15 protein-coding genes and 2 pseudogenes are annotated in these 24,031 nt (G+C 66.0%); 11 read left to right on the forward strand and 6 right to left on the reverse strand.

Annotated features, from left to right (window positions below; genetic code table 11):
- Nucleotides 1–225: 225 nt before the first annotated feature.
- The 3 genes from LNV08_RS05165 to LNV08_RS23120 all read right to left on the reverse strand — a co-directional run bounded on the left by LNV08_RS05165 (nucleotide 226) and on the right by LNV08_RS23120 (nucleotide 2,084).
- Entirely contained in the window at nucleotides 226–570 is a 345-nt protein-coding gene (locus LNV08_RS05165) for a hypothetical protein (RefSeq protein ID WP_263532602.1), read from the reverse strand.
- 291 nt (nucleotides 571–861) lie between these two features.
- Nucleotides 862–1,896 (reverse strand): M35 family metallo-endopeptidase, encoded by a 1,035-nt coding sequence (locus tag LNV08_RS05170; RefSeq protein ID WP_263532603.1) that lies wholly within the window; start codon nucleotides 1,894–1,896, stop codon nucleotides 862–864.
- Between the two features lie 29 nt (nucleotides 1,897–1,925).
- Nucleotides 1,926–2,084, reverse strand: a complete 159-nt coding sequence (locus LNV08_RS23120; protein WP_414858682.1) for a PEP-CTERM sorting domain-containing protein — start codon at nucleotides 2,082–2,084, stop codon at nucleotides 1,926–1,928.
- A 53-nt stretch (nucleotides 2,085–2,137) separates the two neighbouring features.
- On the opposite strand from LNV08_RS23120, the gene LNV08_RS05175 reads away from it, so the two are divergent.
- From LNV08_RS05175 to LNV08_RS05205, 7 genes are all read left to right on the forward strand, one after another.
- Nucleotides 2,138–5,944, forward strand: coding sequence for an AAA family ATPase (locus LNV08_RS05175; RefSeq protein ID WP_263532604.1), 3,807 nt, complete (start codon nucleotides 2,138–2,140; stop codon nucleotides 5,942–5,944).
- Between the two features lie 68 nt (nucleotides 5,945–6,012).
- Nucleotides 6,013–7,374: a hypothetical protein gene (locus tag LNV08_RS05180; RefSeq protein WP_263532605.1), complete on the forward strand. Its 1,362-nt coding sequence runs from the start codon at nucleotides 6,013–6,015 to the stop codon at nucleotides 7,372–7,374.
- A 13-nt stretch (nucleotides 7,375–7,387) separates the two neighbouring features.
- Entirely contained in the window at nucleotides 7,388–7,864 is a 477-nt protein-coding gene (locus LNV08_RS05185; protein ID WP_263532606.1) for a hypothetical protein, read from the forward strand.
- Nucleotides 7,865–7,869: 5 nt separating this feature from the next.
- Nucleotides 7,870–10,410 (forward strand): SpoIIE family protein phosphatase, encoded by a 2,541-nt coding sequence (locus LNV08_RS05190; RefSeq protein WP_263532607.1) that lies wholly within the window; start codon nucleotides 7,870–7,872, stop codon nucleotides 10,408–10,410.
- 60 nt (nucleotides 10,411–10,470) lie between these two features.
- Nucleotides 10,471–10,815: an STAS domain-containing protein gene (locus tag LNV08_RS05195; RefSeq protein WP_263532608.1), complete on the forward strand. Its 345-nt coding sequence runs from the start codon at nucleotides 10,471–10,473 to the stop codon at nucleotides 10,813–10,815.
- A gap of 20 nt (nucleotides 10,816–10,835) precedes the next feature.
- On the forward strand, nucleotides 10,836–12,464 hold the full coding sequence (locus tag LNV08_RS05200; protein WP_263532609.1) for a Na/Pi symporter: 1,629 nt from the start codon (nucleotides 10,836–10,838) through the stop codon (nucleotides 12,462–12,464).
- Between the two features lie 14 nt (nucleotides 12,465–12,478).
- Nucleotides 12,479–14,317 (forward strand): uracil-xanthine permease family protein, encoded by a 1,839-nt coding sequence (locus tag LNV08_RS05205; protein WP_263532956.1) that lies wholly within the window; start codon nucleotides 12,479–12,481, stop codon nucleotides 14,315–14,317.
- A 75-nt stretch (nucleotides 14,318–14,392) separates the two neighbouring features.
- Here the strand turns inward: LNV08_RS05205 and LNV08_RS05210 are convergent, their stop codons facing one another.
- Nucleotides 14,393–15,319, reverse strand: coding sequence for a LysR family transcriptional regulator (locus tag LNV08_RS05210; RefSeq protein WP_263532610.1), 927 nt, complete (start codon nucleotides 15,317–15,319; stop codon nucleotides 14,393–14,395).
- 91 nt (nucleotides 15,320–15,410) lie between these two features.
- Here LNV08_RS05210 and LNV08_RS05215 point away from each other — a divergent pair, with 91 nt between their 5' ends.
- Nucleotides 15,411–16,316 (forward strand): DMT family transporter, encoded by a 906-nt coding sequence (locus tag LNV08_RS05215; RefSeq protein WP_263532611.1) that lies wholly within the window; start codon nucleotides 15,411–15,413, stop codon nucleotides 16,314–16,316.
- Between the two features lie 15 nt (nucleotides 16,317–16,331).
- On the forward strand, nucleotides 16,332–17,234 hold the full coding sequence (locus LNV08_RS05220; protein WP_263532612.1) for a CHAD domain-containing protein: 903 nt from the start codon (nucleotides 16,332–16,334) through the stop codon (nucleotides 17,232–17,234).
- On the opposite strand, the pseudogene LNV08_RS23125 reads toward LNV08_RS05220, so the two are convergent.
- Nucleotides 17,231–17,314: pseudogene (locus LNV08_RS23125) on the reverse strand (PEP-CTERM sorting domain-containing protein); the annotation flags it as partial. The gene LNV08_RS05220 and the pseudogene LNV08_RS23125 sit on opposite strands and share 4 nt — an antisense overlap.
- Nucleotides 17,315–17,392: 78 nt before the next feature.
- Nucleotides 17,393–18,271, reverse strand: a pseudogene (locus LNV08_RS05225) (SdiA-regulated domain-containing protein); the annotation flags it as partial.
- A 264-nt stretch (nucleotides 18,272–18,535) separates the two neighbouring features.
- On the opposite strand from LNV08_RS05225, the gene LNV08_RS05230 reads away from it, so the two are divergent.
- Both LNV08_RS05230 and LNV08_RS05235 read left to right on the forward strand, forming a co-directional pair.
- Nucleotides 18,536–19,300, forward strand: a complete 765-nt coding sequence (locus LNV08_RS05230) for a ParA family protein (protein WP_263532614.1) — start codon at nucleotides 18,536–18,538, stop codon at nucleotides 19,298–19,300.
- 114 nt (nucleotides 19,301–19,414) lie between these two features.
- Entirely contained in the window at nucleotides 19,415–24,025 is a 4,611-nt protein-coding gene (locus LNV08_RS05235) for a PAS domain S-box protein (RefSeq protein WP_263532957.1), read from the forward strand.
- Nucleotides 24,026–24,031: the final 6 nt, after the last annotated feature.

The following is a 24,031-nucleotide window of genomic DNA, read 5'->3' on the forward strand; positions in this document are numbered from 1 at the left end:
GTGTGGCTGCAAAGTACCCACACCAGCCCTTGGGAATCGGCACCAGCCGCTGCAATGCCGTCTTTTGCGGTGCGAGCCGTGTTGACGCCGTACTCCAATGCCAAACATGTGCTGAGCATGCCGCAGGCGTCAGCGATCGGTCTGAAGGGTAATCAGGCCTCGCGGTTCAAGCGGCTCTACCGCGTACATCGACCGCAGAAGGGCAGTCCTGGCGAGACATAGGGGTCAGCGCTGCAGATCAAAGTCCAGGCTGTTGCAGTCCAGCGGCACGCGGACATGACGTTCACGCGGCCGCGGCGGGGCTTCTGCGATGGGAGCAAGGTCGTGAATGACAAGCTGTGGTGTAAGGTGATATCGGCCGGGTTGCGACAGGTCAAAAGCCAGTGCCAGGTCGACCTCCGCCAAGCGCGTTTGGCCCGCGTCCAGCTGAAGGTAAGCCGCAGCGTCGGGGTCGCCCCGTTTGACAGTGGCGCCGCGGTAGCGCAAGGCTTGGCCGTTGTGCGTCACCTTGACATAGGGTCCCATCCAGGGCCTGGGTTCCAGCGGCGTGGCCCACACCAGCACGTTCACGGCTTCCGGGCCGCTGTTATGCAGACTGAATCTCAGCGGCGCCTTTTGTCCCTGGGCCAACTTGGAAGGCATTTGCAGCGAACAAACCAGCTGAGTTCCCGTGGCTGCCAGCGACGCGACGGCGGCAGCGCTGGGTGCACCAGCAGGCAGTGGCCCAGCTGACTCTGAAGCCGAAACTGACGCCGCCATCACCGCCACTCCAGTCGCCACGGCGGCGGCGCCACACGCCAGCCGCCGCCCCATGGCAACCGAGTCAAGCCGCAGCAAAGCAGTAAGGCGCTGGGCTGCCGTTCAGGGCTTGGCCGGTGTGTTCTCAGCAATGTATTCGTGGCTGTCTGCGTTGCGGATGGCCCGGGATGGGTTGCTCAGCGCCAGGGCGCGCGCGGCGGTCTGGCCGTAAGCCCAGTCATCGGTGTCGGCCACCACAGTGAAGTGCGACATTTCATGGATCAAGGTACCGGCCTTGGAATCGGTGCCCAGCGCCGGGGCAGCCCAGAATGCTTTGCAAAGGTAGATTTTGTAGTGATCATCTGGATAGACGTAAGCGTAATAGTTGTCAGTGCAAGCGCAGTCAAAGCGCAGGGGTTTGGTGGCAAAGGCATCTTGAACCTTGACAAAGTTGGTTTTCACGGCGTTCCAACTGCTGCGCGTGCCTGGACCGAACCATTCAGTGAAACGCTGTGTCGCCACGCGTGAGTTCTGCATGTAGGTCAGCACACCTTGCGAGTAAGTGTTGGCGCTGCTGACAGCGTTGTTCAGGTCGGTGATCTGCGAGGCCGAGCAGGCGGTGAAGGTTGGCGCACCATCGGTGAGGTTTGTCGAGGCGGGTGCCGTCCTTGCCGCGCCCACGCCGCTGCGCGATTCCAACCAGACAAAAGCCGGGGCAGACTTCATCACGCCACGGCCGCCGCTGCTGCCAGGGCTGTTGAATTCGACGCTGTACCTGCCGTTGCGTGACAGGTCGTAACCGGCTGTCAACTCCACGCTGTACTCGAGCGTGGCGCCTGCGGCGATGGTGACCCAGTCGCTGACCGCAGGTGCAGCGCGTTTAATCAAGCGCCCTTTGTAGGGCACCGGAGAACCGTCCAGCGTGACGGTGAACAACTTGCTGTCGTGGCGGGCCGAAGGCAGTTCCCAGCGCGGTACCGAGATCGCCGCTTGTGTGCCGTTGGTGACGCTGACATTGACGAAAACGTTCACGTCTCCGAGCAACACCGGGGTCGGCGCCGAGACACGCACATACAGGCCGTCCCAGGAGGCAGCGGACACGCTGCCGGCCCAAGCCAAGGCAAGCAAGAGCCACAGGGCACGTACGATTCTTTGCATGGCAGATCCTTTGAGGTGAAACCGAGGTGTCAAGCTTGCGGCGCGACGCTGCGGCCGCGCGTGGCACGGCGCAGGGCCAGTAGCCCGGCGGCCATCATCACCACGGAGGAAGGTTCGGGTATGGGAGCGACTTGGCCCAAGGTCAAGTTGTCAATGCCTCGAAAGCTGACGCGACTTTGCCCCAGCACGCCGAGCAGATGTCACATCAGGCGGGCATACTAGCGCCTGATTCTTGACCGCCATGCCACCCCTGACCCTCGAGTTCCCTGGATCCGCCACGCCCACTGTGAGCGAGCAGACTTCCCCCGCCACCCGCCCCCTGCTGCGACTGTTGGGCGGCTTCGAGTTACGCGACTCACTGGGCCAGGTCTTGCCCCTGCCCTACGACAAGGTACGTGCCTTGCTGGCGATGCTGGTGCTGCAGACCGGGCCGCTGGCGCGGGAAACTCTGGCTGAAACCCTCTGGCCCGACTCCAAGCTGGAGCAGGCGCGAGCCAATTTGCGCCGGGCTCTGTTTGACTTGCGCAGGGTGCTGGCCCAGCTCTGGCCCGATCAGCCCGATCTGGAGCCGCTGCTGTCCGACAAGAAACAGCTGCAGCTGCGCGAGGATTTGGCCTGGCAATTGGACTGCCGGGACTTCGCCCTGGCCCAACTGGATGCCGCCACGCCGCAAGCGGAGGCGCGCCGCCAAGCCCTGCAGCAGGCGCTGAGCCTCTACCGCGGTCCCTTGCTTGACGGTTTGCAGCTGCCCGAAGCGCCCGGCTTCGAAGCTTGGCTGCAACCGCGCCGCGAGGCTCTGCTGCGCCAGGCCCAACAGTTGCTGGAGGCGCTGGGGCAGCTGTATGAGGACGCCGGCGAGACCGAGGCCGCCCTGTCCTGCGCGCGCCGAGCCCTGGCCCAAGACCCCTGGTGCGAACCCGCCCTGCGCCGCTGCATGCGAATGTTGGCGCCTACGGCCGCAGGCGAAGCCCTGGCCTTGTTCGAACAGTTGCGCCTGCAACTGCATAGCGAGCTACAGCTGCAGCCGCAAGCCGCCACCCAGGCCCTGGCCGAGCGTCTGCGCGCCGCCGCAGCCCAGGCAGCCAAAGCCCCGGCCTCGCGTGCCGAGCGCCGCCGCGTCGTCGCCCTCGCCTGCGAATGGGAGGCCCCGTCCGACGATAGCGCCCACGAGGCCGAGGCCGAGGCCATGGCCGCCGCCCTGCAAGCCCGGCTGCAACAGGCCCGCCTGCTTCTTCAGGCGCGCGGCGCCCATGTGCAACGCGCCGAGGGCGGCGAGCTGCTGGCCTTTTTTGGTCACCCGCGCGCGCAGGAGCAGGTGCCACGCCTTGCCCTGGACGCCGCGCTGGAAATGGCCGCCGCACACGAAAAAGACAGCCTTGAGCCCTGCTCCCTGCGCCAGGGCCTGCATGTGGGCTGGGTGCACGCCGACCCGGAGCGAGCCTCGCCCGACAGCGTGGGCGCGCTTTCGCGCCAGGCGCGCAAGCTGGCCCTGCAGGCCGAGGCCGGCCGCATCCTCGTCAGCGCCGAGCTGCAACAGCAAAGCGAGCGCCATCACCGCTTTGCCGCCATGGCGGGGCCCGGTGGTAGCGCCAGCCTGCTGGGCGCCCGAGCACCCCAAGCCCGCGGCCGGATCGACGCGCTCAAGCCCATGGTCGGCCGCAACACCGAACTGGCGCTGCTGCGGCAAGAATGGCTTCTCGCTCAAGGCAGCGCGCGCACGGTCTGGGTGCAAGGCGAACCTGGCCTGGGCAAGACCCGGCTGCTGCAGGCCTTGCGCCAGCATGTGGCGGCCGCTGCGGATGGCGCGCCAACGCCGATCTCCCAACTTCAGTGCCGCCCCGAATATCGCCACACGCCCTTGGAGCCAGTGCGGGCCACGCTGCGCCGGCGCATAGGCGCCGCACTGAAGGGTGATGCAGCGCAGGCAGAGGCCGCCCTCAGCGCGCTGCTGCAGCATGCGGGACTGCCGCCGGCGAGCCATGTGGCCGCGCGCGCCCTGCTGCGTCCGCTGCTGCTCCAACACCAGAACAAGTCGGGCCCGGCAGAGCCCTTGCACATGCGTGAGCTGCACACCCTGCTGTGCGATCTCTTCGAAGGCCTAGCCCAGGGCCGGCCGCAGCTCATGCTGTTGGAAGATCTGCAATGGGCCGACCCGTCCACGCTGGAGCTGCTGCAGCTGCATCTCCAACGACAACTTCGGCGCCCCGCCGCGCAGCGCGCCCCGGGCCTGCTGCTGCTGAGCTCGCGCGAGGTGCCGCCCGACGATGTGCGCGCCAGTCTAGACCTCTGCCTGAATCTTCAGCCCCTGCCGCCCGAAGACATGTGCCGCCTGATTGAGCAACTCGACAGCGCGCCGGCTTCGGCCGCGCAGCGCCTGCAAGTGCTGCAGCGTGCCGGCGGCGTGCCACTGTTTGCCGAAGAGCTGGCACGCTCGCTGCGCCTGCGCCCGACCGACAAAGTGCCGGCCACGCTGTGGGACTTGTTGGCCGCCAGCCTGGACCGCCTGCCGCCCGAAGCCAAGCGCCTGGCCCAGGGCGCGGCCCTGCTGGGCAGCACCTGCTCGCCCGCCCTGTTGCAAGAGCTGCTGCAGTTGCCGGCCGGGCCGCTGGCCCAGCAATTGGCGCAACTGGAACGGCTGGACCTGCTGCAAGCCATTGAGTCGCAACACTGGCAGTTTCGCCATGCCTTGATCCGCGACGCTGCGCTGGAGACCCTCAGCGCCAGCGAGCGCCGCGCCCTGCACCGGCGTGCCGCCCAGGCCTTGATGGGCCCCTTCGCCGCCCAGGCCGCCGATGCTCCCGAGGCCCTGGCCCAGCATCTGCACGCTGCCGGCGACCCGGCGGCCGCGCATTACTGGCTGCAAGCGGCCGAGCGGGCCGCCGCCCAATCGGCCCACCAAGAAGCACGCCATGGCTTCGAGCAAGGACTGGCCGCCTTGCAGCTACCCGAGGCAGCACCCGCCCTGGTGCAACGCTTGCGCCTGCCCTTGCTGCTGGGCCTGGGGCATGGCCTGTTGGCTCTGGAGGGCTATGGCTCGCCGAACGCGCGCCAGTGCTACCGCCAAGCGCTGCAGGCCTGCGATGAGCCTGGCGCCGCCAGCAGCCCGGGCCAGCGCTTCCAGGTACTCTGGGGCTTGTGGCTGGGCAGCCGCAGCGGCCCGGGCGAAGGCCCGGTGCTGAATCTGGTGCAAGAGCTGCTGGCGGTGGCCGCCGACACCGGGGACGCCGCTGCCGCTGTGCAAGCGCGTTATGCCCTGGGCAACAACCTCTTCTTCCTGGGCCAGTTGCAGGCCTCTTGCGAGGCCCTGGCCGAAGCGGCCGCCGCCGGGGACCGCCTGCCGCCGCGCCAGCGCGCCCAGCTGACCCAGCGTTTTGGCGAGCATGGCGGCATCGCTGCCCGCGCCATGCTGGGCTGGCCGCTGGCCTTGCAGGGCCGCATCGAAGAAGCCTTGCAACAAACAAACCAGGGCCTGCAGCAAGCGCGCGAGCTCGGCCATGCCCAGACCCTGGGCTTTGCTCTGACCATGGCGGGCGTGCTGCATCGCCATCTGCGCCGGCCCGAAGCCGCACTGCCTCTGAGCATGGAGCTGCTGGCGCTGGCCCAGCGCCATGGCCTGGCCCTGTGGCAGGCGGTGGGCGCCCTGGTGTTGGGCTGGAGCCAGGCGGCCGGCGGCGACCCGGACGGCCTGCTGCCCATCCGCCAGGCCGCCAGCGCCTCGGCCGTGGCCATGCCCAGCACCGAAGCGACCTTTCTCTCCTTCCTGATCGAGTCGCTGCTGAGCCTCGGCCAGGCCGAGGAAGCCCTGAGCCAGATCGACGCCTGCTTGCCCAAGGCGCATGAACGCCAGGAGCTCTACCTGCTGCCCGAACTCTGGCGCATGCGTGCCCAGGCCTTGGCGTCCCTAGGCGCGCCGTGCGGCGAGATTGAAGAGGCGCTGGATCGGGCCGTTCAGGCCGGCCGCGCCATGGGTGCCGAGCTGCTCTTGCAGCGCAGTGCCGCCCAAGCCCTGGCACTGATCAACGGCGATTCAACGCAAATTCAACGCTAGGCCGACAAGCTCTCGCTTAATTTCAGGCCCGCCGATCAAGACGCGGGTCTCAGCGAGGGGATGCTTTGATGTTGGCAAGACCAAAAAAACACAGGCGATGCGCAGCGGCGTGGGCGCTGGCGGGCCTGGGCCTGCTGGCCAGCGCCAGCGGGCAAGCGGCCGAGGAAGCCAGCGAAGGCCGGGGCAACCCGCTGCGCTTCTCCGGCTTCGCCACTTTGGGCCTCGCCCATAACGACAACGCCACCGCAGGCGCCATTACTTCCTTTTCTCAGCTCAAGCCGGTGCAGCAAGGCTGGTCGGCCAATATGGACACGGTGCTGGGCCTGCAACTGGAATGGCAGCCGCTGAGCGGCACCACGTTTCAAGTGCAAGGCGTAGCCCGGGCGGGTGAGGACATGCAGCCGCGCCTGCGCATCGCCGCCCTGCGCCAGCAGCTGGGCCATGGCCTGAGCTTGAACCTGGGCCGCATGCGCAGCCCGCTGTTTTTCGATTCCAGCATTGCCGAGATCGGCTATGCCAATCTGACCGTGCGCCCGGCGCCGACCATCTACGCCCTCACCAATAGCGTGGCGGGTCTGGACGGCGCGGACCTGCATTGGCGCCTCAACTTCGGCGACGCCAGCGTGCTGGCTCAAGTCTTCGGCGGCCGTTACGACTACACCCACCGCTTCAACAATTTCTCACCCGCCCTGTCGGCCGACGCCAGCTTGCGCGGCATGCTCGGCTTCAGCCTCAGCGCCAATCTGCAAGACCTGACCGTGCGCGTCTCGCGCACCGAAATTGACCGTTATGTGCTGCGCTCCGAGCAGGTCAGCCAGATCAACAGCGGGCTGGACCAACTCAGCGGCGCCTTGCAGCAAATGGCGCTCAACCCCCAGCTGCCGCCGACGCTGCAGTCCGGCTTGCAAGCCAAGGCCCAAGGCCTGGATGCCCTGCGCAACCCCTTCGACAACCGGCCCGTCTACACCAGCCTCGGCATGGACGGCAACTGGCAGCAATGGCGCTTGTTGGCCGAGCTGACCTGGATGGACCCGCGCAACGATCTGGTCGGCCGAGGCACCGGCTACAGCCTCACGCTGGCACGCAGCTTCGGGGACTTCACGCCCTATCTGAGCCTGGCCCGGCTCAAGCGCTCCAGCGCCAGGCTCAACACCAGCGCTCTGGCGCCCTCCGGTCTCGACCCGCAGCTCGACGCGGGCTTGAACCAGCTCAAGCAAGGCTTTGATCGCGCCCAGCAGTTCGCCGACATCAGCAGCCGCTCGGTCAGCATCGGCCTGCGCTGGGACTGGCGCGAGAACATGGCGATCAAGACCCAGCTCGACCAGATACGCACGCCCAACGCCAGCACGCCCGGCCCGCTGGCCGTGCCCGTGCTGCCCTTCGACAACAAGCTCCAGCTGTTCAGCGTCACGCTGGACCTGGTGTTCTGACGAGGGGCCGGTCATGACACTCAATCATCAACACGTTCACCGCGCTCGCTTGGCCCTGCTCTCGCTGCCCGCTCTGCTGGCCTTGCTGTGTTTCAGCGCGGCGCAACCCGCCCTGGCCGGCAATGAGCTGATCGTCATCGCCCACAAAGATGTGAGCCTGGACAAGATCAGCCCCGAGCGCATGACGCAGATCTATCTGCGCCAGCAACAGAGCTGGCCCGACGGCCAAGCCATCCAACCCATAGACCTGCGCGAAGGCAGCGGCCTGCGCCGCGCCTTTTACGACCAGGTCACCGGCCGCAGCCCAGGCCAGCTGCGCGCCTTCTGGGCCCGCCAGAGCTTCACCGGCATGGGCTTGCCGCCGCGTCAGGTGGACAGCGACGAGGAAGTGACCCGCCTAGTGCAGAGCACGCCGGGCGCGATTGGCTATGTGTCGCGCAAGCCCAGCGGCGCCGCCGTCAAAGTCCTGTTAACTGCCAACCTCGACTGACGCGCATGACAGCCACTGTCACCGACCTCGGCCGGGCTCAAGCCCGCTGGCTGCGCCTGCTGGCGCCGGCCAGCTGGCTGTCGGGGCGGCTGAGTTTTTCGCGCAAATTTCTGCTGGTCGGCGCGGTCATGCTGCTGGCCCTGGCCTTGCTGAGCTGGCCGCTGCTGCGCAAAGCCGGGCAAGACGCACAAAGCGCCGAGCTGGAACGCCGCGGCCTGAGCGCACTGGCGCAGCAGGCCGTCGTACTCGACACCCTGGTGCGTCAGCGCGGTGAACTCAAAGGCGAGCGCAGTGGCCGCCCGGCGGCCCAAGCCGAACTGCAAGCCCTGCTGGCCTGGGCCACCGCACCGCAGCTGCCGCCCAACGCGCCACCCAACAGCTTGCCCGCGCTGGCCCTGCGCCTGCAGCAGCAGTGGCAGCAGCTGCAAGAGCTGGCCGCGCAAGACGACGACGCCCAGCGCCGCTTTGCTGCCCACACCGGCACCATCAACGCCTTGCTGGCCCTGATGCGCGAGAGCGCTCGCGCCCACCGCCTCAACGTCGACCCGACGCTGGACGCCGCCTTCGAGATGCTCAGCCACCGGCTGCCCCTGCTGATGGAAACACTGTCCAAGCAGCAGGACGCGCTGGCGCTGTCCAGCGGCAGCATGGCCAGCTATGCCTTGGCCGCCCAGGTGGTGCTGAGCGAGGCCACGCCGGCCCTGCGCGCCGGCATGCAGCAGCTACTGGCGCCCGGCGACCGTGCCGGCCTGCAAGCGCAGCTGGACGAGCTACTGGCTCGCATCGAGCGCCAGCAAGACGCGGTCGACAAGGTGCTCGATGCACCCCAAGCTCTTGCCGAGCTGCGTCCCCTCGCCAGCGCCAATCTGGCTCAAGCCCAGGCCCTGCTGGTGGCAAGCACCGCGCAGGCCGATGCCCTGCTGCAAGAGCGCCTGACCCAGCTGCGCCGCAGCCAGTGGCAGGTGGGCGCCCTGCTGGTGGGGGCGATGGCGGCGATCGCCTACTTGTTCGCCGGCATCTATGTGTCCACGTTGCGCTCGCTGCGCCGGCTCTCGCAAGGCACGCAAGACTTCTGCGCCGGCCGGCTGGACACCCGCATCCGCATCGACACGCAGGACGAGCTGGTCCTGGTGGCGGGCAATTTCAACACCGTGGCGTCTGAGGTCGGGCGCCTGCTCGATGTGATCCGCGAGCAGAACGAATCGCGCCAGCGCGAGCTTGAGCGCCTGGTGCAACAGCGCACGCTTGAGTTGGCCGACAAGAACGATCAGTTGCACCTGGCCGCCCTGCGCGTGCAAGAGGAGCTTGAATCGGCCCGCGATATGCAGCAGGCCATCCTGCCCCAGCACTTCCCCGACACGGCGGACTTCTCCATGCAGGCCTGCATGCACCCGGCGCGCGAGCTGGGGGGTGATTTTTACGACTGTTTCGCGCTGTCAGACGGCCGCTGGGGCTTTCTGGTGGCCGATGTGGCGGGCAAGGGCGTGGGCGCTGCCTTCTTCATGGCCGTCTCACGCACCGTGCTGCAAGACCTGGCGCAAGACGAACTGAGCCCCGAAGAAGTGCTGGCCCGCGCCAACGATGTGCTCAGCGGGCGCAACCCCATGGAGCTATTCGTCACCGCCTGCTACTGCATCTACGACCCGCGCGACGGCAGCTTGGCCTACGCCAGCGCCGGCCACCCCGCGCCGCTCTTGCGCAGTGCCCAAGGCGAGGTGCAGGCCCTGGACTGCCCGCGCGACATCGCCCTGGGCGTGCTGCCCGGCATGAGCTACAGCCGCCGATATGCGCAGTTAGCCAGCGGCGACACCCTCTTGCTTTACACCGACGGCATCACTGAAGCCTTTGACGCCGCCGAACGCGCTTATGGCGACGAGCGCCTGATCGCCTGGCTGCAGGAGAGCCAGGAGCCACAAGCCGCAGACAAATTGGCCAGCCTGGTGCGCGATGTGGCCGACTTCGTCGGCGGTGCCGAACCCAGCGACGACCTGACCGCCCTGTTGCTGTGCCGCAAGCCGCGCGTGGACGCTCCCATTGTCGTTACCGCCAATACCGAATCCCCCGACCCGTCCGCCAGCCCCCAAGCCCGAGGAGCTCTGACCGTGAGCCACACCCCCCTGGAACTGAAGAACAAAACCTTGCTGCTGGAGCATCGCCTGCACAGCCGTGTCGAAGAGATCACCCCGCTGGCCGAGGCCGTGGACCAAGCCCTGGCCGATCGGTCAGATCTGGCCTTTGCCGTCAACCTCTGCCTGGAAGAGCTGATCACCAACACCATCCAGCACGGCCTGCACGGCGCGCCCGACCGCCCCATCCATGTGCGGCTCTCGCGCTCCGACGAGTGGCTGGAGATCATTCTCAAAGACGACGCCCCGCCATTCGACCCCTTTGTGGAAGCGCCCGAGCCCAGCCTGGACGCCAGCGTGGAAGAACGCGCCGTGGGCGGCCTGGGTGTGCACATGGTCAAAACCATGATGGACGAGGTGCGCGCCTTCTACGACGGCAGCGGCAATCTGATCGTGCTGCTCAAGACTCTCAAGCGCTGAAGGCCGCAAGGCCTGCGCCCCAAACCACAAAACCCCTCAGTCAAAGAAAGAGCCCCCACCATGAACTTCGAACACCAAAGCAGCGATGAACAAGGCAGCCGCCTGCTCAGCCTGAAAGGCCGCATCGACAGCGCCACCGCCGGCGCCTTTGAGCAAGCCGTACAAGACCTGTTCGCCACGCCGGGCGCCCGTGCATTGCTGGACTTTGCCGCCGTGGACTACATCTCCAGCGCCGGCCTGCGCGTGGTGCTGATGGCCGCCAAGCGCGCCAAGCAAGCGCAAGGCCGCTTGCTGCTCTGCGGCCTGCCCCAGCATGTGCGTGAGGTGTTTGAGATCAGCGGCTTCTTGAAGATCATTGACAGCGTCACAGACCGTTCCGAGGGTCTTCGTCAACTGAACGCCTGACTGCGGATTCACGCGGTCTCATGAGCATATTTTTCAGTCTGTTCGCCGGGCTGGGCCTGTTCTTCATCGGTGTCCGCCTGATCAGCAGCAATCTGCGTCAGGTGATTGGCCGACGCCTGCGCCAGCTGATTGCGCGCGCTGTCACCAGCGCGGGCTCGCTGGCCTTGTTCGGCCTGCTGGCCGGCGCGGTGATGCAAAGCGTCAACGCCGTCATCCATGTGCTGGTGGCCCTGGTCACCGCCGGGGCCATGGACCGCAAGCGCGCCTTCCCCATCATCCGCTGGGCTAATCTGGGCACGTCGATGCTGGCCCTGGTGGCCGCCATTGATCTGCATGCCCTGGCGCTGTGCCTGGTGGGCCTGACCGGCATCGCCTACTACCAGCAGATCGACCAGTCCACCCGCTGGCGCCACGCCGTCGGCGCGCTGCTGGGCCTGGGCCTGCTTTTCCTGGGCACCGATTTCATCAAGAGCGGCGCCGCCCTGCTGCGCACCGCCCCCTGGCTGCGCGAGCAGATCGCCGAGCTGGGCGTCTGGCTGTTGCCCAGCTTCGCCATCGGTGCTGCAGTAGCTTGGGCCGCGCAGTCTTCGACCACGGTGGTCGTCATCACCATGAGCCTGGCGGCCGGCGGCCTGATCGGCTGGAACGGCGGTGCAATGCTGGTGATGGGCGCCGGCCTGGGCTCCGCCGCTTCGGCCTGGAACCTGGCCGGCCGCTTGCAGGGCAGCGCCCGCCAGTTGGTGCTGTTCCAAGTGCTGCTGCGCCTGCAGGGTCTGCTGCTCACCTTGATCTTCTACGCCTGCAACCGCTGGCTCTTTGACGACCCCTTCGGTCGCCTGCTCGATCAATTCGACATGGGCTTGCCGGCGCGGCTGGCAGCCTTCTACATGGTGGTGCAAGTGCTCAGCGACCTGGGCAGCCGCGCGCTGGACAAGCCCAGCCTGCGCTGGTTGGACGCCTGGGCCGCGCCCTCGCTGCAAGAGAACCTGAGCAAGCCGCACTTTGTGCACGACGAGGCCCTGGACGAGGCCGAAACCGCCCTGCTGCTGGCCGACAAAGAGCAGCAACGCCTGCTCGCCTGCCTGCCCGCCTACCTCGACGCCTTGCGCCAGGACGCACCCACCGCGCTGGCCTCGGCCGACAAACGCCAGGCCGCCGAGAGCCAGGTGCTGCAACTCTGCGAGCAGTTCTTGGTGGAGCTGGCTGACCGCCAGCGCAGCCGCGATGTGCTTGAACGCAGCATGGTGCTGCGCGACCGCAACCGCCTGCTCGGCTCGCTGCAGGAGTCGCTGGCCGAGCTGCACCAGAGCACCCAGGCCGCGATGGGCGAACCCAGCGTCGCCCAGCTGCTGGACCAGCTGGTGCAAAGCCTTCACATGATGCTGGAGACCCTGGCCGAAACCGCCGCACTTGCCAGACCCGAAGCCGAAGACCTGGCGCTGCTGCGCAGCCTCACCCACGACCGCTCGGAGCTGATGGATGGCATCCGCCGCCGCTTGCAAGGCAGCGAGCTGGAAGCCGGCTTGCGCCAAGCGGTGTTCAGCGCCACCACGGTGTTTGAGCGCTGCGTCTGGTTGGCGAGACGCTATGTGCTGCTGCTGGACAGCCCCACCACCTTGCCATCCTTTTCTCCCTCGACCAAGACTTGAGGCTCCCCGCTGTGATGCAAGCCCTCAGCCGCTGGCTGCCCCCGTCCAAGCCGGTGCGCCGGCCCTTTGATCTGATCTACGCGGCCGATGAATGCCCGCCGCGCGGCGCGCTCGGCCTGCTGGCCCTGCAGCATGCGGCCACGGTGCTGGCCTTGATCGCCCATGTGCTGGCAGCCGCCAAGATCGCGGGTTTAAGCCTGCCGCAAACCCACTCCATCGTTGCCATGACCCTGCTGGGCATGGCCATGGGCACCGCCCTGCAGGCCTGGGGCGGGCGCTGGGGCAGCGGCACGCTGCTGGTCTTCCAGCCCGACCCGATGATGATCACCGTGGCTGCTGCTGCCATCGCCAGCTACGGCTTGGGCTCCCTGGTGCAGGTGAGCCTGATCGCCGCCGGCGTCACGCTCTGCGTGGGCCCGCTGATGCGCCATCTGCGCGCCCTGTTCCCACCCACCGTGGTGGGCACGGTGGTGTGCATGGGCGGCTTAGGGCTGGTCGAGCCGGCCATGCGCAATGCCTTGGGCATACATGAAACGGCCGGCGCAGCCACCGGCTTGCAAACCCTGCAGATCGACGGCATCAGCGCCCTCATCTCGGGCCCCACCCTGGCCAGCATCGTGGTGCTCTCGGTCTGGGGCGGGCGGCGCTTCAAACTGCTGGGCGTCTTGGCCGGCTTGTTGATGGGCCTGCTGATCGCCGCCCTCAGCGACCGGCTGCTGGGCCTGGAGTGGCTGCACAGCGCGCCCTGGCTGGCCCTGCCGCAGCCGATTGCACCCAGCTTCAACCTCGGGCCCGAGATCATCTTCGCCATCGTGCTGATCGCCACGCTCAACCAGCTCGACAACATCGGCTGCCTGATCGTGATGGACAAGACCGACAACGCCGACTGGAAGCGTGCCGACATGCAGATGGTGGGCCGCGGCATCCGCGCCAATGGCGCGAGTGACTTGTTGAGTGGCCTGTTCGGCAGCTTCCCCACCGCGCCGAGCTCCGCCAATATCGCTCTGGTGCACGCCACCGGCTCCAGCAGCCGCTACATCGGCCTGGCCTGCGCGGCACTGTTACTGCTGGTGGCGATGAGCCCGCTGCTGACCATGGGGCTCACACTCATCCCGCAAGCCGTGCTGGGCGCCATCTCGCTCTACGCCGCCGCGTACTTGATCGTCTCCGGCATCGAGATGATCGCCACCCGCGCACTCGACAGCCGTGGCATCTTCATGGTGGGCTTGTCGCTGTGCGCCGGCCTGGCCACCATGCTGATGCCGGGCCTCAGCAAGGGCTTGCCCGAGGGCCTGGCCATGCTGGCCGGCGATGGTTTTGTGGTCACCGGCGTTTGCGTGATGGGCCTGAACCTGCTGTTCCGCCTGGGGACACGCTTGCGCGCCAGCTGCGAGTTGGACCCCCGCCTGGGGCCTATCAGCCACCAGCTCACCGCTTTTGTCGAGCGCCAAGGCGGCGCCTGGGGCGCCCGCATGGACATCGTCCGCCGCGCGGCCCTGGCCGCACTGGAGGCCAGCGAATCCATTCAAGCCGCAGGCGGCGGCCGCCTGCTGGTGATACGCGGCAGTTTTGATGAATTCAACTTCAACCTGGAGCTGATTCATGAGGGCGAGCCGCTGAGTGTCGGCGCTGCGGCAGGTGACGCCTCAGCAGATACAGGCAGCGCGACAACGGTGCCCTTGGACCTGGATGCGCTGATGAACAGCGATGAGGACGAAGTGGACATCAAAAGCCAACTCGACGCCGCCATGGCCCGCGTGTCAGGCGTGCTGATGCGCCACTTGGCCGACAAACTCAGCAGTGCCAGCCTTGGCGAGGGTCAGGCGGTGTTGAGATTGCATTTTGATCATTGAAAGCGCAAGAGCACCTCGTTGGCACTGAGGTCTGCAGGGCAAATACCTTGGCCAAGTGCCCAGGCTGCCGCTTGCTCAATCCGCCAAGGCAGCCACCAAACAATCGATCCAAACCCGCAGCTTGGGCGCCACAAACCGGTTCGATGGATAGAGCAGCCAAGCCATGCCGGCATAGTCGGTGACATGCTCCCAATCCGCCAGCACAGGCAGCAAGTCCCCGCTCGCCAAGGCCTCACGCGCGACAAACTCGGGCAGGCTGGCGATGCCCAAGCCGTGCAGCGCGCCCTCCAGGCGCAGTTCGCTGTGGTTGGCGACATAACGCCCTTTGACCTTGACCACGAGCGCCTCGCCGCCTCGCTTGGCAAAACGCCAATGCCGGTCTCGCTCGTCCTCACCCAGGTACAGACAGCTATGCCCAGCCAGTTCGCGCGGATGGGCCGGTGCGCCGTGCTGGCGCAAGTAGGCCGGGCTGGCGCACAGCATATGGCGCAGGCGTAGCAAAGGCCGGCCGGCCAGACCCGGCGGCGGCGCGTCGCCGACTCGGATCGCCAGGTCAATCGCCTCTTGGTACAGGTCCACCGTACGGTCGGTGACGATCAGCTGCACATCGACTTGCGGGTACTGCGCCAGGAAGGCCGGCATCAGAGGGTGAATCAAATGCCGCGCGATCGCCTTGGGGCAACTGACGCGCAAGAGTCCGCTTGGCGCTGACGCTTTGTCCGCCAGGCCGCTGTCGCTCAAGGCCATCACCTCGCGTGCCGCCGCCAGCATCTGCTGGCAATGCGCATAGGCGGCCGCTCCCGCTTCGGTCAGGCGCAGTTTGCGGGTTGTGCGCTCCAGCAAGCGCACCCGCAGCAAGGCCTCCAGACGCGCCACTTGGCGGCTCGCCGCCGAGGGGCTGACGCCGGCTTGCCGCGCCGCCGCCGAGAAGCTCCCGGCTTCGACCACGCTGGCAAACATGGCCATATCGGGCAGCGCGTCAAACGAGTAATTGATGCTCACAGCACATAAGTGTTATTCCGATCGACAGGATTATCACCACACAGGCAAAACCGAATAATGCGATCTCGACTTGCATTCACCCTAGAAAACCATGCCCAGCCTGGCCCTGCCCCATCCGAATACACATTTGCTGCGCCTGTCCGACCTGATGCTTTTGTTGGTGGCCATGGTCTGGGGCAGCAGCTACGGCGTAGCCAAAGGCGCACTGGCCTTCTATCCGGTGCTGGGCTTCTTGGCGCTGCGCTTCTCTGTCACCTTTGGCTTGCTGATGCCGGCGCTGCTGCGGGCCGATGCCAAGCAGCGCCGCGACGCGTTGGTCTGCGGCCTGCCCTTGGGCGGCTTGATGCTGGCGATCTTCCTGTGCGAGACCTTTGGCGTCGCGCTGACGCAGGCCAGCAATGCCGCCTTCTTGATCAGCCTGTGCGTGGTGTTCACGCCTTTTGTGGAATGGCTACTGCTGGGGCGGCGGCCGACGCGGGCGATGTTCGGCTTTGCGGCGGTCTCGCTATTGGGAGCGGGCATGTTGAGTGGCGCTTCTGGTGAGGGCTTGCCGGGCCGGCTGGGCTTGGGCGACGGTCTGATGCTGGCTGCGGCGCTGCTGCGCGCCGTCACCGTCTGCATGACCAGCAAACTGAGCCGTGATCGGCACGCCCCGGCTCTGGCTTTGACGGCGGTGCAGTCCGGCGTGATCGGGCTGGGCAGCCTCGGCCTGGCCCTGCTGTCGCCGGATGGCCTACCTGCCTTGCCCGGTGACGCTGCGTTTTGGTCGGCCAGCATTTATCTGATCTTGGGCTGCACCGTGTTCGCCTTCTTTGCGCAGAACTGGGCGCTCAAGCACAGCCTACCCAGCCGCGTGAGCTTGTTGATGGGCAGCGAGCCGGCCTTTGGTGCGCTGTTCGCGGTGCTGTGGCTGGGCGAGTCGCTGAGTCCGCTGGCATGGGCCGGCGGCACGCTCATCGTGCTGGCGACGCTGTGGACGAGCATGCGGCGCGGCTGAGCTAAGCTAGCTGCCATGCCCAGCCCTCTCAAACCCAGCAAAGCAAGGCCCGTCAAGCTGCGCGCTGGCCTGACGCTGGAGCAAGGCTTTGCCTTGATCGCGCGCAACTGCTTGCGCCAAGTTAGGGCCAATGAGGCCGGTCTGCGGCTCAGCGAGGAGCCCGAATTCGTCCACCAGCTACGCGTCGGCTTGCGGCGGCTGCGCTCGGCTTTGGCATTGTTCAAACCTTGGATCACACTGCCGCCCGCCTTGGCCGACGAGATAGCCTGGCTGGGCCTGACGCTGGGCGCGGCGCGCGATGCCGAGGTGCTGGCCGGCACCACCCTGCCCGCCGTGCTGCTGGGCAGCGCCGGTCAGGAAGAGTTAGACGGGCTGCAAAAAGCAGCCGCAAGCCTGGCGCAGCGGTGCCGCCGCAAGGCCATCCAAGCCGTGAGCTCCGAGCGCTATCTGAAGCTGATGGCGAACTTGGGAAGCTGGCTCAAGGCAAAGCGCTGGCGAGAAGATTCAGCCTGCCCTGACGGCCTCGCTGCGGCGCTCGACACTGCCGCCAAGCGTATGTTGAAGCAAGGCGACAAGAAGCTGCGTCAGCGGCTGCAGAGCTTGCAAGACCAAACCACGGCCGAGAACCGGCACCGCCTGCGCATTGCCGTCAAGAAATTGCGTTATGCCAGCGAGTTCTTCAGCGCCATCGCCGGCGCCAAGGTTGACGCCCGCTTGAATCAGCTGAGCGCATTGCAGGATTTGCTGGGCCAGCTCAATGACGCCGAAGTGGGCCGGCAGCAATTGCTGGACATGGGCCGGGCTCATCCTGGCCCGGCCGCCTTTGCGCGCGGCGTCTTGTGGGCTCAGTCACAGCAGCAGATTGAAAACCTCGCTCCGCTGCTGCAGGCACTGGGCCCCAAGCGGCCCGGCTCTTAGGCCTGCTTGCGGCGACGCGCTTGCACGCCCAGCAAACCCAGGCCCAGGGCCATCAAGCCGTAGGTCGAAGGCTCAGGCACGGGCTGAGCGGCCGACAGCACGATCAGCTGTGAGTGCACGCCGGGCATGTCCTTGTAAGTTTGGTCTTGCTCGGCTACCAAGTAGATATTGCCCAACTCGTCGACGGTCACGCCTTCGATGCCGTTAACCGGCACAACGTTGCTGAGATCGAAGCTGCTCAAGACCTGACCCGCGCGGTTCACTTCGACCAGCTTGCGCGAACCCAGGCTCAGCACCAGCAGGTTGTCGGCGCCGGGGCCGCCGGCCAGGGCATCTACCGACGACAGCGTCTGCACGTCGGACAAAGTGCTCAAGCCCAGCGAGGTCGGGTTGAACAAGCTGCTCATGGTGGACGTGCCACCACCCGGCGGGGTGGAGCCATCGCCCGAGGACGACGCCGGGTTGCCGGTGGCCGCAGCGAATGTCAGCGCGCCCGCCAAGATGTTTTGCGGCGACTGCTGCTTGATGGTGATGAAGCTGCCGCCGTTGCGGGCGTCATAGCTGATGCCCTCGATGCCGTCGTTGCCGACTTTGTTATTCGCAATCGACACGAAGCTGTTCTTCAGAGCAGCGCTGCCGCCGCTCACGAAATTGAAGCGGTAGACATCTTGCAAACGCTCCTCGCTGACCACCAGCACGCCATTGCCCAGATAGGCCAGGCCTTCGGTGTCATGTTTGGTGCTGCCGGTGCCGGCCCAGTCAAAAGCCATCTTGCCCAGGGTCTGGCCGGTGCGCGAGATTTCCACAACGCCCGTGCCTTCATCTCCGACAAAGAACAGCGTGCCACGGTCGCGCGCATAGGTAACGGCCGAAGCCTCCAGACCCGAAATCAGGCCCGGTGTGGTGCCACCCAAGATGTCCAAGGCATATGTGCCCTTGACGCTGTAGTTGCCCAAGTTGAGAGAGTTGGCGGCGTTGGCGAAGGCGGGGGCCATCAAGGCAGCGGCGAGGGCGAGGATCAGACGGTTGAGTTTCATGGTGTGCGAGCTGAGGAGGACCAGAAAAAGCCCAGGGAGCGGGCACTCTGTGCGTCAGATTGGCGCCAAAGCGGCGCCAGTGTGGCTTCGCAATGTGACAGTTATGCGGGGCTTGTCATCAAGCATTGGCTCGGTTAGCTGCCGCCCCCCTGAATGCGGGGGGCGCTGCGGCAGGCTCAGCGCAAGTCTGGAGGATACCCTGAGCTTGCCGCGTCTTGCTGCAGTGCACAATAGCGCCATTGCAATTCAGCCAGGGATAAGCGAATGCGCCGCGTTGTTTTCAATCAAAAAGGGGGTGTTGGTAAGTCCACCATCACCAGCAATCTGGCGGCCATTGCCGCCCATTCTGGCCGGCGCACACTGCTGGTCGATCTGGACCGGCAGGGCAATTCCAGCCGCTATCTGCTCGGTGACGCTGCCGATACGGAGCAGCCCGGCGCGGCCGAGTTCTTCGAGACCACGCTGAAATTCAGCGTTCGCGCCCCCAAGACCAGCGACTTCATCATCGAAACGCCTTGGGAGAACCTGCACCTGATGCCGGCCAGCCCCTTGCTGGACGAGTTGCACAGCAAGCTGGAGAGCCGCTACAAGATCTACAAGCTGCGCGAGGCGCTGGTAGACCTGGGCGAGGACTACGACGAAATCTGGATAGACACCCCGCCCTCGCTGAACTTCTACACCCGCTCGGCGCTGATTGCGGCCGAGACCTGCCTGATCCCCTTCGACTGCGATGAATTCGCCCGCCGCGCGCTCTATGAGCTGCTCGACAACGTCAAGGAAATCCAGGCCGATCACAACGCCGAGCTGGAAGTCGAGGGCATCATCGTCAACCAGTTCCAGGCCCGCGCCGCACTGCCGCAGCGCACGGTGCAAGCCTTGATAGACGAAGGTCTGCCGGTGCTTCAGCCCTATCTGAGCGCCAGCGTGAAGGTCAAGGAATCACATGAACTGGCCCGGCCGATGATCCATCTGGACCCGCGCCACAAACTGACGCAAGAGTTCGTCGCGCTGTACGATTCTCTGCGCTAGCAAGGCAGGCAGGCCCGTCACAGCCTGCTAGGATCAAACGACGCATTCGCAAGCCCGCGATGCGTCACAGGTGCCATGGTGCGGCGCCACATCCGAGAGCAGCTGAACTTGAAGATGCCCAGGGGCCACAAGCGCTTGTTGCTGATGCTGCTGAGCATGGCAGCGGCGCTGCCCTTGCTGGCTTGGGCCTATCTGCACTGGGCCACCCCGCAGGCCGAAGCCAAGGCCTTTGCCAATCTGGAGGCGATTGCCCAACTCAAGACCGAGCAAGTCGAGTCTTGGCTGAGTGAGCGGCTCAGCGACGGCCACGCTTTGATGAGCAATGGCAGCCTGATCGACGAGGTGCTGAGCTTGAAAAGCGCCAGCACCGACGCCAATCAAGAGCATGTAGAACAGCAGTTACGCGCCATTCAGCAAGCCTATGGCTACGCCGCCGTTGCGCTGTTCAGCAGCTCGGCGGAGGCACTGCTGAGCAGCGGCGAGCCCTTGCAAGACAGCCCGCCGGACGCCGCCTTGGTGCGCCAAGCCCTGCAGACCGGCGAGCTGCAGCTCGGCGAGCTTGGGCCCGACAAGCAAGGCCGCATGCGCATGGATTTGCTGGTGCCGCTGAGCCATCACTCTGGCGGCGCACATGTGGCCGCAGGCGCGGTGCTGCTGCGCATTGATCCGCAGCAGTTTTTGTTTCCCTATATGCAGCGCTGGCCGGTGGTCAGCGACAGCGGCCAAACCCTGCTGCTGCGCCGCGATGGCGAATCGGCGCTGTTCTTGAACAATCCCCAGCACATCTCGCCGGGGGCTGAACCTTTGCGGCTGCCCTTGAGTGAAAGCGAGCGGCCCGCCGCGCAGGCGCTGAGTGCCAAGGGTCCGGGCACCACGAAAGGGCTGGACCACAGACAGATCGCCGTGCTGGGCGCCTACCGGCAAGTACGCGGCAGCTCATGGACCTTGCTCGCCAAGATGAGTCGCGATGAGGTCTTGCAGCCGGTTCGCGAGGCCCTGTTCTGGGGCGGCTTGCTGGGTTTGCTGACGATGAGCTCGCTGTTGGCGGCCCTTGTTCAGATGCAGCGTGCGCAAGAGCGCGAGCAAGCCCTGGCGCTCTTGCGCAAGCAAGGCGAGGCCGAGCAGCAGATCCAGCAGTTCTTTGAGCTGCCCTTTATCGGCATGGCCAGCTCAGAGCCAGCCTCCAAAACCCTGGGCCACTTCAACGACTATCTGTGCGAGCTGCTGGGCTATTCGCGCCCAGAGCTGGAACGCATGAACTGGGCCGAGGTCACGCACCCGCAAGACCTGGCCGAGGAGCTGCCGCTTTATGAGCGCGTGTTGCGCGGCGAGGCCGAGGGCTACCGCCTACAAAAGCGCTTCTTCCGCAAAGATGGCCAGACCGTACACGCCGATGTCAATGTGAAATGCCTGCGCGCCGAGGACGGCAGCGTCAGCCTCTTCCTGGCCACCGTGCAGGACATCAGCGCCAACATCAGCGCGGCCGACAAGCTGCAGCGCCAGGTCGATCTTTACGCGGCGCTGTACGAATCGAATCAGGCGATTCTGCACAGCCGTGATGAGCAAAACCTGTTCGAACGCATCTGCCGCAGCGCGGTCACCCTGGGCCGCCTGCGAACCGCCTGGATTGGTTTTGTTGACCCGCTCACTTTGCAGATCAAACCGCAAGCGCGTTTTGGCGCTGCGGCCGACTATATGGAACAGGTGCCGGTCAGCGTGGACCCGCTGATTCCTGGCGGCCAAGGCACTTCCGGGCAGGCCATACGGGAAGATAGGCCCCAATGGGTGCAAGACTTCATCCACGACCCGCGCACCCGGCCCTGGCTGGAATTGGGCCTTGCCAATGGCTGGGGTTCGAGCGCCTCGCTGCCGCTGCACCGCGAAGGCATTGCCTGCGGCGTACTGGTGCTGACCGCCGCCGAGGCCGATGCCTTCGACGCCGAAACGCAAGAGCTGCTGCTGGCCATGGCGAGCGAGGTGGACTATGCCTTGGCCAATTTCGACCGCGAGCGCCAGCGCGCCTTTACCGAGGCCGAGCTGCGCCGCTCCCAACGACGCTTCGCCACGGCATTTCAGTCCAGCCCGATTGCGGCGGCCATCACGACGCTGCATGAAGGCCGCTTCTTGCAGGTGAACCGCAACTTTGAGCGCGAACTGGGCTGGCCGGCCGAAGACATCTTGGGCCGCACTTCGACCGAGATGGGTTTTTGGTACCAGGAATCGCAGCGCCAGGAATGGATGCAGGTGATCCGTGAGCAAGGCCGCTTGATTGGCTATGAGACGCAGTGGCGCACCAGCAGCGGCGAGCTGCGCACCATCAGCCTGTCGGGCGAAGTGACCGAGTTGGACGAGCAGCCCTGCGTGCTGGCCTTCGTGATCGACGTGACCGAGCAAAAAGCCACCGAGCAGCGCCTGCGCATGCTGTCCTTGGCGATCGAGCAAAGCCCGGAAAGCATCGTCATCACCGACCTGGACACCCATATCGAATATGTGAACCAGGCTTTTGTGGATTCCTCCGGCTACAGCCGCGAGGAGCTGATGGGCAAAAAGCCTTCGGTGCTGAAATCGGGCCGCACGCCCGCCAGCATCTACGCCAGCCTGTGGGCGGCCTTGAATCGGGGCCAGGTTTGGAAGGGCGAGCTGGCCAATCGCCGCAAGGATGGCAGCGAATACGCCGAGTTCGCCATCATCACGCCGATCTACCAGGCCGACGGCAAGTTGACGCATTACGTGGCACTCAAGGAAGACATCACTGAGCGCAAACGCATCGGCGAGGAGCTCAACCAGCATCGCCACCATCTCGAAGAGCTGGTGGTCGACCGCACCCATGAGCTGGCGCTGGCGCGCCAAACCGCCGAGGCCGCCAACCAGGCCAAGAGCAGCTTCTTGGCCCATATGAGCCACGAGATTCGCACGCCGATGAACGCCATCATCGGCCTGAGCTATTTGCTGCGCCGCGATGAGCCGCGGCCGGGCCAACTGGCGCGCCTGAAGAAGATTGACCTTGCGGCCGCCCATCTGCTGGCCACCATCAACGACATCCTTGACGTCAGCAAGATCGAAGCCGGCCGCCTGAGCCTGGAAGAGCGCGACTTCCACATCGATGCGCTGCTCGATCAAATCTATTCGATGATGGCCGAGCAAGCCCATGCCAAGGGCCTGCAGCTGAGCATGGAGCGCGGCGTGGGGCTGCCCGACTGGCTGCGCGGCGACCAGACCCGGCTGCGCCAGGCGCTGCTGAACTACGTCAGCAACGCGCTCAAGTTCACCGAGCAAGGCCGCATCACCGTACGGGTGCAGTTGGCCAGCACCGAGCCGGCTGGGGCTGACGCGGCGCCGCTCTTGCTGCTGCGCTTCGAGGTAGAAGACAGCGGCATCGGCATCTCCGCGCAAGCGCTGAGCACCCTGTTCCATGCCTTTCAGCAGGCCGACAGCTCTATCACCCGCAAATACGGCGGCACCGGCCTCGGGCTGACCATCACCCAGCTGCTGGCTCAGCTGATGGGCGGCGAAGCCGGGGCGCAAAGTGAACCCGGCATAGGCAGCACCTTTTGGTTCACCGCAAGGCTTGCACCGGGTGAACCGCAAGCCGCATTGCCGGCCTTGGGTGCGGCCAACGAGCTGGAGCAGGCCTTGCGCGAGCAGCATGGCGGCGCCCGCGTCTTGCTGGTCGACGATGTAGAGATCAATCTGGAGCTGGGCCGCTTGCTGCTCGAGGGCTGCGGGCTGCAGGTGGATGTGGCGCGCAACGGCCGTGAGGCGCTCGAATGTGTCGCAGCTTCGAGCTACGACTTGGTGCTGATGGACATGCAAATGCCCGAGATGGACGGTCTGAGCGCCAGCCGGGCGATACGGCGCAGCCCCGCGCACGCAAAGCTGCCGATCTTGGCGATGACGGCCAATGTGTTTGAGGAAGACCGGCAAAGCTGCCTGGAAGCGGGCATGAATGACTTTGTGGCCAAACCGGTGGAGCCGCGCGAGCTGTATGCCGCACTGTTGAAGTGGCTGCCCGCTAGGACGCCGAGCACAGCGCCGGGCACAGCGCCGGTGACAGCGCCGGGTGCAACGCCAGGCGCAGCGCCGGCAGCGCGCCCTTTGCCTGCCATGCCCACAACCAAGCCACCGAACGCGGCACTGCAAGCCTTGGGCGAGCTCGCAGGCCTGGATCATCAACACGGCCTGCAGGTCTGGCGCGACCCCCAGATCTATGGCCGCCACCTGCAGCTGTTTGCGGCCGAGCATCGCGATCTGCTGGTGCGCCTGCAGGCCGAGCCCAGCGAAGCGGCCGCCTTGCTGCACAAGGTCAAGGGCGCGGCCGGCAATTTGGGCTTGACCCAGTTGGCGCGCCTGAGCGCTGATGCAGAGAGCCGGCTGCACGCCGAGGCCTCGGCCGTGCTTGAAGGGGCCGCGCTGCAAGCGGCCCTGGCGCAAGCCACGCAGTCGATCGAACAATTCTGCGCCGCCTTGGACGCGCAAGCCCCGGCGCCTGCGGCCGCGCTGCTGGAGCCGGCCCAAAACCGGGCGCTGTTGCAGACCGGCCTCAGGGATTTACTCCGCAGCTTAGATGCCGATAACCCGGAGTTGGTGGAGCCACTGCTGGCCCAGTTGGCAGGGCTGCTGCCGCCCGAGCAGTTGCAGCCGATATTGACGGCGGTCGAATCCTTTGACTTCAGGGCGGCAGAACTCGCCACCGAAGAACTCGCTGCCCGCTTGAACCTTGCCTAGAAAGCG

Origin of the sequence: Paucibacter sp. TC2R-5 (assembly GCF_025717605.1) — a bacterium.
In the GTDB taxonomy this organism is placed as follows: domain Bacteria; phylum Pseudomonadota; class Gammaproteobacteria; order Burkholderiales; family Burkholderiaceae_C; genus Paucibacter_A; species Paucibacter_A albus.

What these genes read in the sequence shown, in the direction of transcription:
- LNV08_RS05170 (WP_263532603.1), bottom strand. Translation starts at nt 1,896, where the DNA reads ATGCAAAGAATCGTACGTGCCCTGTGGCTCTTGCTTGCCTTGGCTTGG.
- LNV08_RS05175 (WP_263532604.1), top strand. Translation starts at nt 2,138, where the DNA reads ATGCCACCCCTGACCCTCGAGTTCCCTGGATCCGCCACGCCCACTGTG.
- LNV08_RS05180 (WP_263532605.1), top strand. Translation starts at nt 6,013, where the DNA reads ATGTTGGCAAGACCAAAAAAACACAGGCGATGCGCAGCGGCGTGGGCG.
- LNV08_RS05185 (WP_263532606.1), top strand. Translation starts at nt 7,388, where the DNA reads ATGACACTCAATCATCAACACGTTCACCGCGCTCGCTTGGCCCTGCTC.
- LNV08_RS05190 (WP_263532607.1), top strand. Translation starts at nt 7,870, where the DNA reads ATGACAGCCACTGTCACCGACCTCGGCCGGGCTCAAGCCCGCTGGCTG.
- LNV08_RS05195 (WP_263532608.1), top strand. Translation starts at nt 10,471, where the DNA reads ATGAACTTCGAACACCAAAGCAGCGATGAACAAGGCAGCCGCCTGCTC.
- LNV08_RS05200 (WP_263532609.1), top strand. Translation starts at nt 10,836, where the DNA reads ATGAGCATATTTTTCAGTCTGTTCGCCGGGCTGGGCCTGTTCTTCATC.
- LNV08_RS05205 (WP_263532956.1), top strand. Translation starts at nt 12,479, where the DNA reads ATGCAAGCCCTCAGCCGCTGGCTGCCCCCGTCCAAGCCGGTGCGCCGG.
- LNV08_RS05215 (WP_263532611.1), top strand. Translation starts at nt 15,411, where the DNA reads ATGCCCAGCCTGGCCCTGCCCCATCCGAATACACATTTGCTGCGCCTG.
- LNV08_RS05220 (WP_263532612.1), top strand. Translation starts at nt 16,332, where the DNA reads ATGCCCAGCCCTCTCAAACCCAGCAAAGCAAGGCCCGTCAAGCTGCGC.
- LNV08_RS05230 (WP_263532614.1), top strand. Translation starts at nt 18,536, where the DNA reads ATGCGCCGCGTTGTTTTCAATCAAAAAGGGGGTGTTGGTAAGTCCACC.
- LNV08_RS05235 (WP_263532957.1), top strand. Translation starts at nt 19,415, where the DNA reads ATGCCCAGGGGCCACAAGCGCTTGTTGCTGATGCTGCTGAGCATGGCA.